Here is a 16,677-nt window from a genome sequence, read left to right as displayed (position 1 = left end):
GAACAATGTTGTTCAATCGCTCCAGGGAAACAAGCCGCGCCGACGGGCAGCCGACGGTCGAGCAGACCGATGCGGACGGACGGAAGGTGCTTCGCCTGTCCGGCCGCTGGACGACCCGTACGATCGCTGATGTCGACGAGGAGATGGAGAAGTTTGCCGGCGGGGCCGGCCGCAATCCGCTCGCGCTCGACCTGTCGGGGATCGAGCGCATGGACACCGCCGGCGCCTGGCTGATCGGCCGGTTCATCGAGAAGGCCAACGCCAAGGGCACCGACGTGTCGCTGCAAGGCCAGACGGAAGCGATGGACGTTCTGCTGACCGCCATCCGCGAGGCCGCCGGCCAGAAGCGTCCGGAAGGGCCAGCGCGACAGAATTTGGCCATCCGCGGGCTGGAAGGGCTCGGCCGCGCCGTCTATGCCGCGCGCGACGATTTCCTGGCGGCGATGAACATTCTCGGCGCCACCATCCGCGGCGGCCAGATGAAGATCGGGCGCGGCCACGGCGTCAACCTGGCGGCGATCTTCAACCAGATCGACCGCATGGGCGTCGGCGCGATTCCGGTCATCGTGCTGATGTCGACGATCGTCGGCGCCATCGTGGCGCAGCAGGGCGCTTTCCAACTGCGCTATTTCGGCGCCGACATCTTCGTCGTCGATCTGGTCGGCATCCTGGTGCTGCGCGAACTCGGCGTGCTGATGACCGCCATCATGATCGCCGGCCGCTCGGGAAGCGCGATAACCGCCGAGATCGGTTCGATGAAGATGCGCGAGGAGGTGGATGCGCTGACCGTCATCGGCCTCAATCCGGTCGGCGTGCTGGTGTTTCCACGTCTGGTGGCGTTGGTGATCGCGCTGCCGTGCCTCACCATCATCGCCAATTTCGCCGCGATCGCCGGCGCCATCGGCATCACCTGGACCTATTCCGGCATCGCGCCCGAAGCGTTTCTCGACCGGCTGCGTTCGGCCATCGACGTCGGGACGTTTCTCGTCGGCATGATCAAGGCGCCGTTCATGGCCATGATCATCGGCATCATCGCCTCGGTCGAGGGCATGAAGGTGGGAGGCAGCGCCGAATCGCTCGGCCTGCACGTCACCGCCTCCGTGGTGAAATCCATCTTCATCGTCGTCATTCTCGACGGCATGTTCGCTATCTTCTTCGCGCAGATCAACTTCTGAGATGGCCAGCCAGACCGCCGAGCAGCCAAAGGGCTACAAACGCACCGCGGGCAAGAAGGGCGACGTCATCCTGTCGGCGCGCGGCGTCACCGTCGGTTTCGGCGACAAGATCGTGCTGGACAAGCTCGATCTCGACATACGGCGCGGCGAGATATTGGGCTTCGTCGGCGCGTCGGGCGCCGGAAAATCGGTGCTGCTGCGGACTGTGCTCGGGCTCAACAAGAAACGGGCGGGCACGATCAAGCTGTTCGATGTCGATGTCGACGAGGCGAGCGAGGAAGACCGGATGCGGATCGACATGCGCATGGGCGTGTTGTTCCAGCAGGGCGCGCTGTTCTCGGCGCTGTCGGTGCTGGAGAACATCCAGGTGCCGATGCGCGAATACCTCGACCTGCCGCAGTCTCTGATGGACGAACTGGCCTATCTGAAGATCGAGCTGGTCGGCCTGCCGCCCGACGCCGCGCCGAAATTTCCCTCCGAACTGTCGGGCGGCATGATCAAGCGGGCAGCACTTGCCCGCGCGCTGGCGCTCGACCCCGACCTCGTCTTCCTCGACGAGCCGACCTCCGGCCTCGATCCGATCGGCGCGGCAGACTTCGACGAACTGGTCGCCAAGCTGCGCGACACGATGGGGCTGACCGTCTACATGGTCACCCACGACCTCGACAGCCTGTTCTCCGTCTGCGACCGTGTCGCGGTGCTCGGCAAGAAGAAGGTGCTGGTGGAAGGCACGATCGACGATATGCTCGCCAGCGAGGAGCCGTGGGTAAAGTCCTATTTTCGCGGAAAACGTGCACGGCAGCTTGATCTTGCCGCAAGGAAGTAGAATCACGGTCTGAATGGAAACGAGAGCCAACTACGTCGTCGTCGGCATTTTCACCCTGGTGGCCATCCTTGCCGCCTTTGCCTTCGTCTATTGGATGGCGGCGTTCGGCAACCGGGGAGAAGTCGCGCTTCTGCGCGTGCGCATTCCCGGATCGGCCTCCGGGCTGGCCACCGGCAGCGGCGTGTTCTTCAACGGCGTCAAGGTCGGCGACGTGCGGCGCGTCTATATCGACACGGCAAACCCCAGCGTCGCCATCGCCGACACGCAGGTCGACCGGCTGACGCCCATCACCCGATCGACCAAGGCCGTCATCGGCATCGCCGGCCTTACCGGCCAGGCGACCCTGGAGATCAAGGGCACCGACAGCCAGGAGCCGAACCTCTTCGACGAGGCTGATGAAAACGGCACCGTGGCGGAAATCACCGCCGATCCATCGGCCGTGACCAACCTGCTGGAAAAGGCGCAGGACATCTTCAAACGTGCCGACAATGTGCTCGGCGATCTCGAGAGCTTCACCGGGGAAGCCAAGGGGCCGCTGATCCAGACGGTGCAGAATGTCGAGAAATTCTCCGGCGCGCTGGCGCGCAATTCCGATGGGGTCGACAAGTTCCTGGACAGTGTCTCAAAACTCTCCGGTGAACTGGCAGGTGTTTCTGGCAAGCTGGACGGCACGCTCAAGGCCGCCGAGGATATTCTGAAGGCCGTCGACCCGAAGAAGGTGCAGACGGTGGTCGAAAATGTCGACAAGTTCACCGCCGATCTCGCCAAGACCAGCGCTCAGTTCGACGACACGGTGCGCGAGGTTCGTGAAACCGTGGCGACGATCAACAACTTCGCCAAGGGCGCGCAAGTGACGCTCGGCAAGGTGGATGGCGTGCTGGACGGCGTCGATCCAGCCAAAGTGCGCAGCGCGCTGGCCAATATCGAGCAGGCGAGCCGCTCGGCGAATGCCGCCGCCGCTGACATCGCCAAGGTGACCGAGAAATTCTCCAACAAGTCGGAACAGATCGACCAGATGATCAGCGACGCATCGGAAATGATGCGCCGGCTGAACCAGGCCTCGGTGCGGGTCGACGGGGTGCTTGCCAAGGTCGACAGCCTGCTCGGCTCCGACAATGCGTCGAACTTGATCACCAACGCCAACGATACGCTGAAGGGCTTCAAGCAGGTGGCCGACACGCTGAACTCGAAGCTCGGCGTCATCACCGACGGGCTGGCGCGGTTCTCAGGGCAGGGGCTGCGCGATGCCGAGGCGCTGATCCAGGACGGGCGGCGCTCCATTAACCGCATCGAGCGGGCGATCACCGACCTGGAACGCAACCCGCAGCGCATCATTACCGGTGGAGATGGCACCGTTCGCCAGTATGACGGCCGCGCCCGGCGTTGACTTGCGCGCCAGCGCACCGCAAACAGGGTCAGGACGAGAGGGGTCGTCCATCGGGGATTCGTGTGAGCGGGTTGCATTTTTCGTGAAGCGCCTCAGCCTTACATCCGCGTTGCTGTCGGCCGCACTCTCGCTGAGCGGCTGCGCCTTGCTAGGCGGCGGCACGCCGCCGCTCGATACCTATGACCTTTCCGCACCCGATGCGCCCGCAGCGCGCGGACGCCACCACGGACAGATCCTGATCGCCGAGCCGGGAGCGCTGAAGGCGCTGGACGGCCAGAACATCGTCATCAGGACAGGGGGGCCGGGCTCGATCCAGTTCCTCAAGGGCGCGCAGTGGGCAGACCGGCTGCCGCTGATCGTGCAGGCCAGGCTGGCCCAGTCCTTCCAGTCCGCGGGCGGCTTCAACGGCGTCGGCACGCCGGGCGAGGGGCTGGCCATCGACTATCAGGTGGTTGCCGAGATACGCGCCTTCGATGTCAGGGTCGGCGGCGGGACACATGCGACCGTCGAGATCTATGTGCGGCTCCTGAACGACCGCAACGGCACGGTGCGGGCCTCGAAGGAGTTCCGGGCGACTTCTCCGATATCGGGCGAAGGCAACGACGCCTATGTGCGCGGCCTCGACGCGGCTTTCGGCGTGGTCGGCGCCGAGATTGTCGAATGGGTCGACAGGCAGGCCTGAGGCTGTTTCCAGCCGTTCGGCTAGCAGTGTGGCCGCGATGACGGCCGTCACGCAGGGTGAAGCAAGCCGGACGGCCGGTCTTCATCGACTGTTTATCAATTCGACCGATAGTTCCGGCCCGATATTCGATCGGGGCTGGTATGGCGGAGCGCGGTCAAGAAACAGTCATCCGGCGAAACTGGATCGCCTGGACATTCAATTTTTTCTATCCGCTGACGATCACCTGCCTCTGCGTCTTCATCATCTCACGCTACTTCGGCCTGCCGATCGCCGACGACTTTGCCAGGGATGTCGTTTCCCTGATCCGCAACGCCGTCAGCCTGTTCACGATCTGGATGCTGAAGCTTTTCTGAGTTTGTTCGGCAAACGCCGGCCGAACCCGGCATAAGCGGGTTCGGCGCCTCTCGTCTGTAGACGCTTAGGCGGCTTCGAGAAATAAGTGCATCACCTATCCCCGCACGCTCGCGGTCAGCGCCGGGGATGACAGGTTCAAAGCGATTCACTTATTCTCCCAAGTCTCCTCAGTGCAGCCGGCCCGCCGCATGGGCGAGCATGGTGTAGACCTTGCCGGTGTCTGAGGTGAGGTAGGTCTCCGTCATCCGGTTGTCGCGGTCGTTGCGGGCGACGTCCTTCAGCAGCTTTTCGAAATCCTCGCAGTAGCGGTCGACGGCCACGCGGAACTCGCCGTCGTTCTGGTACTTGCGGCGGATGTCGTCGAAGGTCTGCTGGCCCTTCAGCGTGTAGAGGCGGCGCGTGAACACGTCGCGCTCTCCGCGCCGGTAGCGCCGCCACAACTCGATCGCGGCGTCCTGGTCGATCGCGCGGGCGATGTCGACGGACAGCGTGCTGAGCGTCGCCGCGGCCGGCGAGGGGGCACGAGGTGCTGCCTGCGCGGGTGCTCGCGGCGCTGCGGGGCGGGCCGGCGGAGCGGCAACCACGTCGCCGTCGTCCTCGTGCTCGGCGCGGGACGCCGCGCCAAGCAGGTCGCGCACCCAGCCGCCGGCCTTCGGTCGCTGATCCTCTTCGCGGGCGCGCGGGGCTTCCGCACGCGGCGCGGGTTGCGGCGCAGGCGGCGGCTCGGCGGGGCGCGCCGGCTGCTGTGGCACCAGCCGGCGCGGCGCCGGCGTGTCGGACTTGTCGGACACGTCGATGGTGCGGCCGGATTTGGCAACGATCTCCGACAGTTCCTTCAAGGCCTTGATCTGCTCGCCGACCGCGCGGCGGATGGCGGTGGTCGATTCCTTCGCCTCCTGCGGCATGTCCAGCACGCCCTTCTTCAGCTCGGCTCGGGTGGCGTCAAGGTCGCCCTTTATCGAGCTGGCCGTGCGCCGCATCTCCTCGGTGGCGTCGGCGAAGCGTTTGGTCGCCGATTCGACGACGTCGGTGATCGCGGCGCGGATCTTGTCGGTCGAGGCCAGCGTCTTGCCCTCGGCCTTCTCCAGCGCATTGCCGACAAGGTTCTCGAACGACCTCATGATGTTTTCGAGGTCTTCCGACTTCTTGACCAGCCCAACCGCCAGGTCCTCCAGCGTCGACTGGCGTTCCAGCGTATGCTCGAGATTGCTCTGCGCGGAGCTGAGCAGATGCGAGGCGCTGGTGAGCAGGCGGCTGTGCTCCTCGAAGCGGGTGGCGATCGAGGCGACTTCCCGCAGCGTGCCGGACGACAGGTCGGCCAGCCGGGTGGTGTTGGAATCCACCAGCCGCGCCGAGCTTGCGAAGGTCAGCGCCGCCTTTTCCGTCGTTGCCGCGAAACGTTCGGTGGTCGAGCTGAGCTCGCCGTCGACCTTGTTCAAGTTGTCGGCGGCGGCCTCGATGAGCTTGCCGAGCTTCGAGCTGGAAGCCGACATGCGGCCGATCAGGTCGCTGACGCCGGTGGCGAGGTTGTTGCGCGCGCCGTCGACTGCCGCGAGCGTCTCGGCGGTGCGATTGGCGAGCGCTTCGGCCAAGGCGTCGTTCCCGGCGCGCAGCTTGTCGGCGGCGCGCTGCGACGCGGTTTCCACGGTGCGTTCCAGGTCGGTGTGGGCCGCGTTGAGCTTGTCGGCGATCGGACGCGCCGTCTCGTCGAGGATGCGGTTGATCTCCGCCGAGCGCTCCGCCATCAGCGCGTTGAGCTCGCGCGTGTTGGCGGCGATGGCGCGGGCCGCGTCGTTGGTGCTGTCGCCGATATGCTTGCCGACCGCCGTGAACGTGTCGGCGATGACACCGGCGCGCGACACGAGTTGCGCTTCGGCCTCCGCGACGTGCTCGTTGACGCGCTGACGCAAGGTTTCGGCGCCGCTGGCCATCCGCTCTTCCACATCGGCCATGGTGTTGCCGACCCGCAAGGTCGCTTCGTCGGCGCTGTTGGCCAGCCGGCCTTCGGCCTCGGCGAGTCTCGTCTCGACATAGGAAGCCGCCGCCTCCGCACCGGACATCACGCGCTGGTCGGCCGCCGAGAGCGCCTGCTCGATGCCGCGGGCGCGGGCTTCGAGTTCCTTCGAGGAGTGGGCGACACGCGCAACGACGCGCTGTTCCGCCGTGGCGAAGGCCTTGGCGACATCCTCAGCGCGCGCTCCGATGACCGAGGCGCTTTCGCCGATGCGCGCCGCAAAACGCTCGTCGGCGCCCTTGAACACGTCGCCCATCTCGACCGCGCGCGCCGCCAACGCTTGCGAACTGGCGTCGGTGCGTGCGGCAAGCCGCTCGTCGGCCTCGCGGAAGACCTCGCCGATTTCCGTGGCGCGTGCCGACAGGGCAGCGGCGGCGGCCTCGGTGCCGGCGGCGATCCGCTCGTCGGCGCTCTCGAACACGCGGCCGAGCTCGATGGAACGCTGGGCAAGCGTATCGGCCGTCTGGTCGACACGCGCGGCGATGCGCTGGTCGGCAGCTTCGAAGACTTTTTCGAACTGATCGGCACGACCGGCCAGCATATCGGCATTCCTGTCCATGCTGGCGGCGAGGCGCTCGTCGGTGTCGCTGAACAGCCGGCCGATCTCGCTGGCGCGGGCGGCGAGTGTCGCCGCGGTCTCGCCGACGCGCTCGGTAAGCCGCTGGTCGGCGCCCTCGAACACCTTCACGAGATCGGTGGCGCGGGCTCCGAAGGCCTGTGCGCCATTCTCGATGCGCTCCACGAATTTGCGGTCGGCGCTGTCGAACAGGGCATTGAGCTCGCCGGCGCGGGCATCGAGGTTTTCCGCTCCCTTGGCGAAGCGCAGCACGATCCGGTCGTCGACTTCGTCGAACAGCTTGCCGATCTCGGCGGCGCGGGCGCTGAGCGCGTCGGCCGATTCCGTTATGCGCTGGCCGATGCTGCCGTCGATCCGCTCGAAATTCTGACCGATCTCGCCGGCACGGGCCGCCAAGGTCTCCGCCGTTGCCGCGGCGCGTTCGACGAGCCTGCGGTCCGCTTCTTCGAAGGTCCCGGCGATTTCGGCGGCGCGGGCCGACAGGGTCTCAGCCGTCTCACCCGTTCGGGCGACGATGCGCTGGTCGACGTCGGCGAACACGCCGGCAATGTCCTCGGCACGGGCGAGAAGAGCCGCGGATGTCTGTTCCGCACGCTCGGCAATGCGCCGGTCGGCATCGGTGAAGGCGTTGCCGGCCTCCTGATGCAAGGAGGCGGTGATCTCCATCACCTTATCGCGCAGCGACGTGGCGACGGCCACCGCGCTGCCTTGCAGCGCCTGGCGCACATTCTCGATGCCCGAGGAAAGCGCGCGCTCCATTGTGCCGGTGCGTTCCTCGATGACGCCCGTCTGGCGGCTGAACGCGCCTTCGATGCGCTCGACATCGGCGGACAGCGCCTGCGAGATGAGGTCGCGTTTGCCGGCTATCGTGTCGATATGCGAGGAGATTTCGAGGTCGATGGTGCGGCGTGCGTCCACCAGCTTCTCGAAATCGGTGTCGAGTGCCTGGGCAAGCCGCGTGCGGCCTTCCGCCAGTTTTTCGAGATGGCCGGCAACGATCGAATCGATGTCGGCGCGGCTCCCGGCCATTTTCGCCAGGTCGGCTTCGAGCGCGTGGGCCAGGATCTCGCGACCCTCGGCGATGGTCTCGACCTGCGACTGCACCAACTGGTCGATACTGCCGCGGACCTCGGCGAGCTTCGCCAGATCGTCCTCCAGCGAGCGGCCGAGCATGCCCCGGCCTTCGGCCAGCTTCTCGGCATGGCTCTCGACCAGACGGTCGAGGCTGGCGCGGGCCTCCGAAAGCTGGATGAGGTCGGTGTCGAGCGCGCGCCTGAGCACCTCGCGGCCCTCGGCAAGCCTCTGGACCTGGCCTTCGACGGCCTGGTCGATGCCGTTGCGGGTTTCGCCGAGCTTGGCGAGGTCGGCTTCCAGCGCGCGGCGCAGGATGTCGCGGCCTTCCGCCAGCTTTGCGACTTGGGCCGAGACGAGCTGGTCGATGCTCGCCCGGCTCTCGCCGAGCCGCGCGAGGTCGTCGGCCAGCGACTTGGCGAGCAGGTCGCGGCCCTCGGCGAATTTTTCCGCCTGGCCGGCGATGACCTCATCGATCATGCCGAGATCGCCTTGCAGCGCGTCGGTCAGTGCGTTGCGGGTCTCGGCCAGCTTCTGCACATGGCCGTCGACGAGACCGCTTATGGTCGACATGTCCTGTTCGAGGGCGCGCGACAGCACCTCGCGCCCGTCGGCAAGCTTGCCGATCTGGTCACGGACGACGCCTTCGAGGCCGGCCATGTCGGTCTCGATGGCCTTCGCGAGCATGTCGCGGCCTTCGGTGATCCGCTCAAGCTGCTTCGCCACGATCTGGTCGAGCACGCCACGGTCGTCGCCGACCTTCTTCAGGTCGGCTTCCAGCGCCCGCGACAGCAGGCTGCGGCCTTCGGCCAGCTTCGCGACATGCCCGACGATGCTGGCGTCGATCGCGCCCCGCGCGTCGGCGACCTTGGACAGGTCGGCGTCCAGCGCCTGCACGAGGAAGTTGCGGCCTTCGGTGAGACGGCCGACCTGCGTCTGGACCAGGCCGTCGATCTCGGTGCGGGTTTCGGCCAGCTTGTCGAGGTCGGCCTCGAGGGCAAGTTTCAGCGCGTCGCGGCCCTGCGCGAGCTTGTCGAAATGCGAGGAGACGAGTTGGTCGATCTCGCCGCGCGCATCCTGAACCTTGGCCAGATCGTCTTCCAGCGCCTTGGACAGCGAGTTGCGGCCCTCGGTGAACTTCGACACCTGGTCGATGACCAGGCCGTCGATGGTGGCACGGCTCTCGTCGAGCGCGGCGAGGTCGGCCTCCAACGCCCGCCGCAGCAGGTCGCGGCCCTCGGCAAGCTTCTCGACATGGCCGGCGGCGATGCTGTCGATCTCGGAGCGGCTTTCCAGCATCCGGGCGAGGTCGTCCTCCAGCGCGCGCTTGAGCGTCTCGCGGCCCTCGGCCAGCCTCTCGACATGGCTGGCGGCGATGCCTTCGATTTCAGCCCGGCTTTCGGACAGTTTTTCGAGGTCGGCTTCCAGCGCACGTTTCAGCACTTCGCGACCTTCGGCCAGCCGGTCGACATGGGCGGCGGCAATGCCGTCGATCTCGGCGCGGCTCGCTTCGAGCGCCGTGAGGTCGGCAGCCAGCGCGTCGCGCAGTAGCGACCGGCCTTCGCCAAGCTTTGCGACGTGGGCGGCGGCCAGGCCGTCGATCTCCGAGCGGCTCTGCGACAGTTTTACCAGGTCGGCTTCGAGCGCGCGTTTGAGGATGTCCCGTCCTTCGGCCAGCTTCTCGACCTGTGCCGTAACCAGGCCGTCGATGCTGGAGCGGCTTTCGGTGAGCTTGGCGAGATCGGCTTCAAGCGCCTGCTTCAGCACTTCGCGGCCGGCGGCCAGATGCTCGACATGGACCTTCGCCATGTCGTCCAGCTCGATGCGGCGCTGCGACAGCTTCTCCATGTCGGCCTCGTACACACGCGCCAGCGCGTCGCGGCCTTCCGAGAGCCGCTCGACATGCATGGCGGCGATGCCGTCGATCTCGGCACGGCTGTCGGAGAGTTTTGCAAGGTCGGCTTCCAGCGCCCGCTTGAGCAGGTCGCGGCCTTCCGACAGTTTCTCGATCTGGCCCGTCACCAGACTGTCTATGCCGGAACGGCTTTCGGCCAGGCGTGCGAGGTCTGCTTCCAGCGCCTGTTTCAGCACGTCGCGGCCGGCGGCGAGATGCTCGACATGCGCGGCAGCGATGCCGTCGATCTCGGTGCGGCTCTGCGACAGCCGCGCAAGATCGGCCTCCAGGGCACGGGCCAATATTTCGCGGCCTTCCGCGAGCTTGTCGACATGGGTCGCGGCGATGCCGTCGATCTCGGCACGGCTTTCGGATAGTTTCGCCAGGTCGGCTTCGAGCGCGCGTTTCAGAATGTCGCGGCCTTCGGCCAGTTTCTCCACCTGCGCGGAGACGAGCCCGTCTATGCCGGCGCGGCTCTCGGTCAGCTTGGCGAGATCGGCCTCCAGCGACAGGTTCAGGGCCTCGCGGCCCTGCGCAAGCCTTTCGATATGCGCGGCGTTGATGTCCTCGATTTTTGCAAGATCCTGTTCGAGGGAACGCGACAGGACGTTGCGGCCTTCGGCCAGGGTCTCCACGTGTTTCGCGGCGATGCCGTCGATCTCGGTACGGCTCTGCGACAACCGTGCAAGGTCGTCTTCAAGGGCGCGGGCCAGCAAGTCGCGGCCCTCGGCAAGCTTGTCGACATGGGTAGCGGCAATGCCGTCGATCTCGGCGCGGCTCTGCGACAGCCGTGCGAGATCGGCCTCCAGGGCGCGGGCCAGGATTTCGCGGCCCTCGGCGAGTTTGTCGACATGGGTTGCGGCAATGCCGTCGATCTCGGCGCGGCTTTCGGAGAGTTTCGCCAGGTCGGTTTCGAGCGCGCGCTTGAGGAGGTCCCGGCCTTCGGCCAGCTTCTCCACCTGAGCGGCGACGAGGCCGTCTATGCCGGCGCGGCTCTCGGCCAGCTTGGCGAGATCGGCCTCCAGCGACAGGTTGAGCGCCTCTCGGCCCTGCGCGAGCTTTTCGATATGCGCGGCGTTGATATGCTCGATCTTGGCCAGGTCTTCCTGCAGCGACCGCGACAGGACGCTGCGGCCCTCGGCCAGCGTTTCGACATGTTTGACCGCGATGCCATCGATCTCGGCGCGGCTCTCGGAGAGTTTTGCAAGATCGGCTTCGAGCGCGCGCTTGAGGATGTCGCGCCCCTCGGCCAGCTTCTCCACCTGCGCGGAGACGAGGCTGTCTATGCCAGCGCGGTTTTCGGCCAGCCTGGCAAGGTCCGCTTCCAGAGCCTGATTGAGCAGGCCGCGGCCTTCCGCGAGTCTTTCGACATGGGCGGCACTCAGGCTCTCGATCCTGGCAAGGTCTTCCTGCAGCGACCGCGACAGCACGTTGCGGCCCTCCGCGAGCGCCTCGACATGTCTCGCGGCGATGTCGTCCATCTCGGCGCGGCTTTCCGCGATTTTCGCGAGATCGGCCTCCAAGGCCTGGTTGAGGATGTCGCGGCCCTCCGTCAGCTTCGCGACATGCGTGGCGCTGACGCCTTCGATCTTGGCGATGTCTTCCTCAAGCGTGCGGGCCAGAAGGTTGCGTCCCTCGGCGAGCTTTTCGACATGCGTTGCCGCGATGCCGTCGATCTCGGCGCGGCTCTGCGACAGTTTCGCGAGGTCGGCTTCGAGCGCGCGCGCCAGCAGGCTGCGGCCTTCGGCGAGCCTCTCGCCGTGCGTGGCGGCAATGCCGTCGAGCTTGGCGAGGTCGGTCTCCAACTGTCCGGCCAGGAGATTGCGGCCCTCGGCCAGCCTTTCGCCATGGGTCGCGGCGATGCCGTCGAGTTTCGCCAGATCGGCTTCGAGTTGCCCGGCAAGCAGATTGCGGCCTTCGGCAAGCCTTTCGCCATGCGTGGCGGCAATGCTGTCCAGCTTGGCGAGGTCGGTTTCGAGCTGTCCGGCGAGCAGGTTGCGGCCCTCGGCCAGTTTTTCGCCGTGAGCGGCAACGATGCCGTCGAGCCTTGCCAGATCGTTTTCGAGCTGCCCGGCAAGCAGATCCCGGCCTTCGGCCAGTTTCTCGATATGGCCGGCGGCGATGTTGTCGATCTCGGCGCGGCTTTGCGCCAGTTTGGCGAGGTCGGTTTCCAGCGCGCGCGCCAGCAGGCTGCGGCCCTCGGCGAGGCGTTCGCCATGGGTCGTCGCGATACCGTCGAGCTTGGCGAGATCGTCTTCGAGCGCCCGCGCGAGCAGGTTGCGGCCCTCCGCCAGCTTCTCGATATGGCCGGCGGCGATGCCCTCGATCTCGGCGCGGCTTTCGGAAACTTTCGCCAGATCGGCTTCGAGCGCGCGCTTCAGGATATCGCGGCCTTCGGCGAGCTTCTCCACCTGCGCGGCGACCAGTCCGTCGATCGAGGCGCGGCCTTCGGCCAGCGTTGCAAGGTCCGCTTCCAGCGCCTGCTTGAGGATGTCGCGGCCCTCGGCGAGCTTTCCGACATGGGTGGCGGCAAGGCCATCGATTTCCGCGCGGCTTTCCGAGAGGTGCGCAAGGTCGGCTTCCAGCGCGCGCTTGAGGATGTCGCGGCCTTCCGCCAGTTTTTCCACCTGCGCGGCGACCAGTCCGTCGATGCCGTTGCGGCTTTCGTCCAGCCTGGCGAGATCGTCGGCGAGGCGCTTCGACAGAAGGTCACGGCCCTCGGCGAATTTTTGGGCCTGGGTGTCGCCGGCTGCGTGCAACTCGGCGATGTCGGCTTCGAGCGCGACGGTCAGCACGCCGCGTCCCTCGACCAGCTTGTTCACATGGTTGGCGATCATGTCGTCGATGGCCGTCATGTCGGAAGCGAAGGCCTTGCTCAGCGCCTCGCGGCCGTCAGCCAGCCGGCCCGACTGGCCGGCGAGCATGCCCTCGATGTCGGCCATCTCGGTTTCCAGCGCGCGAGACAGGATGCGCCGCCCCTCGGCCAGCCGGTCGAGATGGCCGGAGACCATGGAATCGATGCCGGCCATGTCGGCTTCCAGCGCCTTCGACAGCACGCTGCGGCCGAGCTCGATCTTTTCCACCTGGCTTGAGACCAGCCCGTCGATTGTGCCCACGTCAGCCTGCAACGCGCTGGTCAGCGCCGACCGGCTCTCCGCGATGCGCCCGACCTGGCCGTCGACCAGCGCCTCGACCCCTTCGAACTCGCCGCGCAGCGACTGCGACAGGGCGCGGCTGCTGGCGGCGATCTTGTCGATCTGGCCGGCGACGACGGCCTCGATGCCGCCAAGGTCGGTCTGCAGCGAATCCATCAGCGCGCGGCGGCCGTTTTCGATCTTCTCGACCTGGGTCGCGACGATCGTGTCGAGGCTGCCCATATCGTCGTCGAGCGCCCGGCTCAGCGCGCCGCGGGTCTCGGCGATGCGCGCCGTCTGGCCCGTGACGATGGATTCGAGACGCTCGATGTCCTTTTCGAAGGCCTGGGAGAGGGAGGTCAGGCCCTCGGTGAACTTTTCGGCCTGCGTCGCCACCATGCCGTCAATGACCGATGCGTCGGCTTCCAGCGCGCGCGACAGGATGTTGCGGCCCTCGCTCAGCTTGGCGACGTGCGAGGTGACCATGTCGTCGATGCTGATGCGGCTCTGGGCGAGTTTCACCGCATCTTCCTGCAGCGCCCGGTCGAGATTTTCGCGGCCCTCTGCGATCTTGCGGAGCTGTTCGCCGAGCGACAGGTCGATCAGCGTGCGCGACTCGTCGATGCGGCGCAGATCGTCCTCGACCGCCTTGGCGAGCGTCTCGCGGCCCTCGGCCAGCTTGCGGACCTGCGCATCCACGGTCTGCTCGAGTTCACCGCGGTTGACGGTGAAACGCTCCAGATCGGCGCGCAGCACATTGGTCATGCGCTCGCCACTCTCGGTGATATGGCGGGCATGCAGGTCGATGACTTCGTCGAGGCCCTTGCGCTGGTCGGCAAGCTTGATGAGATCGGTATCGAACGCCTTCGACGCGGCATGACGGGCTTCTTCCAGCCGGCCGGCGAAATCAGAGACGCGCGCCTCCAGCACGGAAGCCGTCGATGTGACCATGTCGGTCATATCGGCGTTGAGCTTCAGCTTGCTCTCGTCGAAGAGTGTCGCGAGCTGGTCGCGGCCGCCGGTGAAGGTCGCGGCGATCTCGCTGGCGCGTTCGACGAGGTTGTCGTTGATCTGGCGGGCGCGTGCTTCGAGCGCGGCGTTCAGCTTCTCCGTGCCGGTATCCAGCGCCTCGGCGCGGGTCTGGAACTCGCCGATCAGGCTTTGGCCGCGTTCGGCCAGGGTGCGCTCGATTGCCTTGAGACTGGTGTCGAATTCATCGTTGAGCGAACGCGCGGCGCCGCCGAGCAGCGAGACCATCCCCGAGGTGCGCTCGTCCAGCATGTCGGTCAGCGAGCGGGTGACGTCGTCGGACGTCTGCTTGAGGGTGGCGATGCGGGTGTCGAGCAGGCTGGCGAAGGCCTCGCCCGAGGTGGTGATGCGGTCGCTGAGGCTGTCCAGGCGGCTGCCGATGGAATCGAAGATCGAGTTGCCGCTGTCGTTGATCCGGTCGATCAGCGCGTCGCCGGAATTGGTGATGGTCATCGTCAGCTTGGTCGACGCGCCGAGGATGCTGTCGCGGATGACGTCGCTGGCCGAACTCAATTGATCCTTCAGCGTCTCGTTGGCGCCCGTGATCGAGGCGCGGACGCGCTCGGCGTGGGTGACGACGGCTTCGCGCTCGCTGCCAAGGCCGTCGACCAGCGCGCGGATGCGCGCCTGGTTCTCGGTGTAGGAGCGTTCGAGCTGGTTGACTTCGGTATGGACCAGCGTCTCCAGTTCGACGGCGCGCGCCAGCGTGCGCTCGATGCCTTCGCCCATGGCGGCGACTTCGCGGCGCACGGCCTGGCCGACGGTGAGGATACGGTTCTGCGCCATGCTTTCGGGTTCGGCGAGCCGCGCGGCGACTTCGGCGATGCCTTGCGCCGCCAGCCGCATGTCCTGCGCGCGGCGGATCATCACCGCGAAAGCCCAGAACAGGATGAGGGGCGTGAGCGTGATGATGGCGACCAGCAGCACCAGCGGCTGGTCGAGGACGGTGCTCGCGGTGAATTCTTCCAGGATTTCCGGGCCGACCAGAAGGTAGCCCAGCATCAGCCCGCCGGCGATCCACAGCAGGGAAAGCGCGGCAACCGCCCAGTAGATGCCCGAAGAGGAGCGGCGGTTCAGGCTTTGCAGGGCAAGACGGGAATCCCGGACGGTATCGTCGTTTGCCGGCGCGAACGACGCGGCCGGCGGATCAGCAGGGCGCAAGCCGAGCGAGGATGCCGGCTTGATGTCCGTGTCGACGAGGAAATCGTCGTCTTCCTCGATCTGGGCGGCGGGCGTTTCCTGAACAGCCTGGGTGCTGCGCGTCTCTCGCGAAAGCTCTTCGGCGGCGCGTGAAATCTGCGCCTCCAGATCTTCCATGGATGCCGCTATGTCGAGATCGTCGCCTTGGCTGACGAGGTCGCGATCCAGCGCTTTCTCCAGCTCCTTCGCGACATCGCTGTCCAGGTTTTTCGATGTCGTCGGTGCTTTCGCCATGCCGCTACTACCCTGCACGAATGCTGCAATGCCGGTCGAATGTCGCGAGGGAAACCTCGCACGAAAGGCCTATTCTAAACCCGCCGTATCGTATCCAGCAGGGTCCGTAAAGAAAACCGCAATCCCGCCAAATGCGTAAAACTTTAAACATAGGGTTAACGTCACAACATGTTGAGACGGCAAATTGAGCCAATTTTTGGCCTTTTTTGCGTTTAACGGGTTGTCCACATGATATGCGATACGATGCGCGACTGCGCCGAAGTTTGCCGGGGTCCTACCAAGCATGTTTGATAACAAGGAAAATGCCGTGGCATTCTCGATGCCCGGCGGCGAGGCGTCGGTCCCGGCGCGTGGGAGGCCGATCGATCTGGTGCATCTGGCGCGGCAGACCATGGGCGACCGGGCGTTGGAACAGGAAGTGCTCGGCCTGTTCGTGCACCAGACCCAACAGGTGCGCGAACGCATAGCCCACGCCGAGCCGGAGGAATGCCGGCAGCTCGCCCATGGCCTGCGCGGCGCGGCGAGCGGTGTCGGCGCTTTCGCGATTGCAGAATGTGCAGCGGCAATCGAGGCGGAGCCCAACGATCCGCAGGCCAAGCGCAAGCTGACCAAGCTCATCGACGAGGCGCGCGACTTCGTGGCGGCGATCTGCCGCTAGGCCGCTCCCGGATCGTTCCAGACTGCGCGAAAACGCCGCTCTGTTGACTCGGGCGCAACAGTGATTATGTCGGCTGTTCAGGCAGCCGGAACAGATCATGACAAAGCTGACATATTTAGCCTTCGACGGCACCCGCTTCGAGGTCGATGCCGAAAACGGCTCGACGGTGATGGAAAACGCCATCCGCAACGCCGTGCCGGGCATCGAGGCGGAATGCGGCGGCGCCTGCGCCTGCGCGACCTGCCATGTCTATGTGGACGAGGCCTGGACCGATATCGTCGGCGAGCCGGAATCCATGGAAGAGGACATGCTGGACTTCGCCTATGACGTCCGCCCGAATTCGCGGCTTTCCTGCCAGATCAAGGTGCGCAGCGAACTGGACGGGCTTGTGGTGAGCGTTCCCGAGAGGCAAGGTTAGGCTCCGTTAGCCGCGGCCTGTCAC

The 16,677-nt window shown here is 66.1% G+C and carries 8 protein-coding genes; 7 read left to right on the top strand and 1 reads right to left on the bottom strand.

All coding sequences use genetic code 11. From position 1 onward, the window contains the following. Positions 1–5 precede the first annotated feature (5 nt). The 5 genes from ABMA59_RS13695 to ABMA59_RS13675 all read left to right on the top strand — a co-directional run bounded on the left by ABMA59_RS13695 (position 6) and on the right by ABMA59_RS13675 (position 4,423). Positions 6–1,175 carry an ABC transporter permease gene (locus tag ABMA59_RS13695; RefSeq protein ID WP_349005922.1) on the top strand — a complete coding sequence of 390 codons (1,170 nt, stop codon included), beginning with the start codon at positions 6–8 and terminating at the stop codon, positions 1,173–1,175. 1 nt (position 1,176) lies between these two features. Further along, complete coding sequence (locus ABMA59_RS13690; protein ID WP_349005921.1) at positions 1,177–2,001, top strand: ABC transporter ATP-binding protein; 825 nt, start codon at positions 1,177–1,179, stop codon at positions 1,999–2,001. Between the two features lie 13 nt (positions 2,002–2,014). Then, entirely contained in the window at positions 2,015–3,388 is a 1,374-nt protein-coding gene (locus ABMA59_RS13685) for an MlaD family protein (RefSeq protein WP_349005920.1), read from the top strand. Positions 3,389–3,470: 82 nt separating this feature from the next. After that, the gene (locus ABMA59_RS13680; protein ID WP_349005919.1) at positions 3,471–4,070 is read left to right on the top strand and encodes an ABC-type transport auxiliary lipoprotein family protein; all 600 of its coding nucleotides are present in this window, start codon (positions 3,471–3,473) and stop codon (positions 4,068–4,070) included. A 140-nt stretch (positions 4,071–4,210) separates the two neighbouring features. Next, entirely contained in the window at positions 4,211–4,423 is a 213-nt protein-coding gene (locus ABMA59_RS13675) for a hypothetical protein (protein WP_349005918.1), read from the top strand. Between the two features lie 168 nt (positions 4,424–4,591). Here the strand turns inward: ABMA59_RS13675 and ABMA59_RS13670 are convergent, their stop codons facing one another. Next, a complete protein-coding gene (locus tag ABMA59_RS13670) occupies positions 4,592–15,577 on the bottom strand; it encodes a hypothetical protein (protein WP_349005917.1) in 10,986 nt (3,661 codons plus the stop codon). A gap of 307 nt (positions 15,578–15,884) precedes the next feature. On the opposite strand from ABMA59_RS13670, the gene ABMA59_RS13665 reads away from it, so the two are divergent. Together ABMA59_RS13665 and ABMA59_RS13660 are read left to right on the top strand one after the other, a co-directional pair. Further along, complete coding sequence (locus ABMA59_RS13665) at positions 15,885–16,235, top strand: Hpt domain-containing protein (RefSeq protein WP_425475914.1); 351 nt, start codon at positions 15,885–15,887, stop codon at positions 16,233–16,235. Between the two features lie 97 nt (positions 16,236–16,332). Beyond that, positions 16,333–16,653, top strand: coding sequence for a 2Fe-2S iron-sulfur cluster-binding protein (locus ABMA59_RS13660; protein ID WP_349005915.1), 321 nt, complete (start codon positions 16,333–16,335; stop codon positions 16,651–16,653). Positions 16,654–16,677: the final 24 nt, after the last annotated feature.

The organism is Mesorhizobium yinganensis, assembly GCF_040081985.1.
GTDB lineage: Bacteria > Pseudomonadota > Alphaproteobacteria > Rhizobiales > Rhizobiaceae > Kumtagia > Kumtagia yinganensis.
The sequence above is the reverse complement of the archived record's forward strand: the minus strand, read 5'-3'. Positions and strand labels throughout refer to the sequence as shown.

Coding starts and splice junctions, on each gene's coding strand:
- ABMA59_RS13695 (WP_349005922.1), top strand. CDS start 6: ATGTTGTTCAATCGCTCCAGGGAAACAAGCCGCGCCGACGGGCAGCCG.
- ABMA59_RS13690 (WP_349005921.1), top strand. CDS start 1,177: ATGGCCAGCCAGACCGCCGAGCAGCCAAAGGGCTACAAACGCACCGCG.
- ABMA59_RS13685 (WP_349005920.1), top strand. CDS start 2,015: ATGGAAACGAGAGCCAACTACGTCGTCGTCGGCATTTTCACCCTGGTG.
- ABMA59_RS13675 (WP_349005918.1), top strand. CDS start 4,211: ATGGCGGAGCGCGGTCAAGAAACAGTCATCCGGCGAAACTGGATCGCC.
- ABMA59_RS13670 (WP_349005917.1), bottom strand. CDS start 15,577: ATGGCGAAAGCACCGACGACATCGAAAAACCTGGACAGCGATGTCGCG.
- ABMA59_RS13660 (WP_349005915.1), top strand. CDS start 16,333: ATGACAAAGCTGACATATTTAGCCTTCGACGGCACCCGCTTCGAGGTC.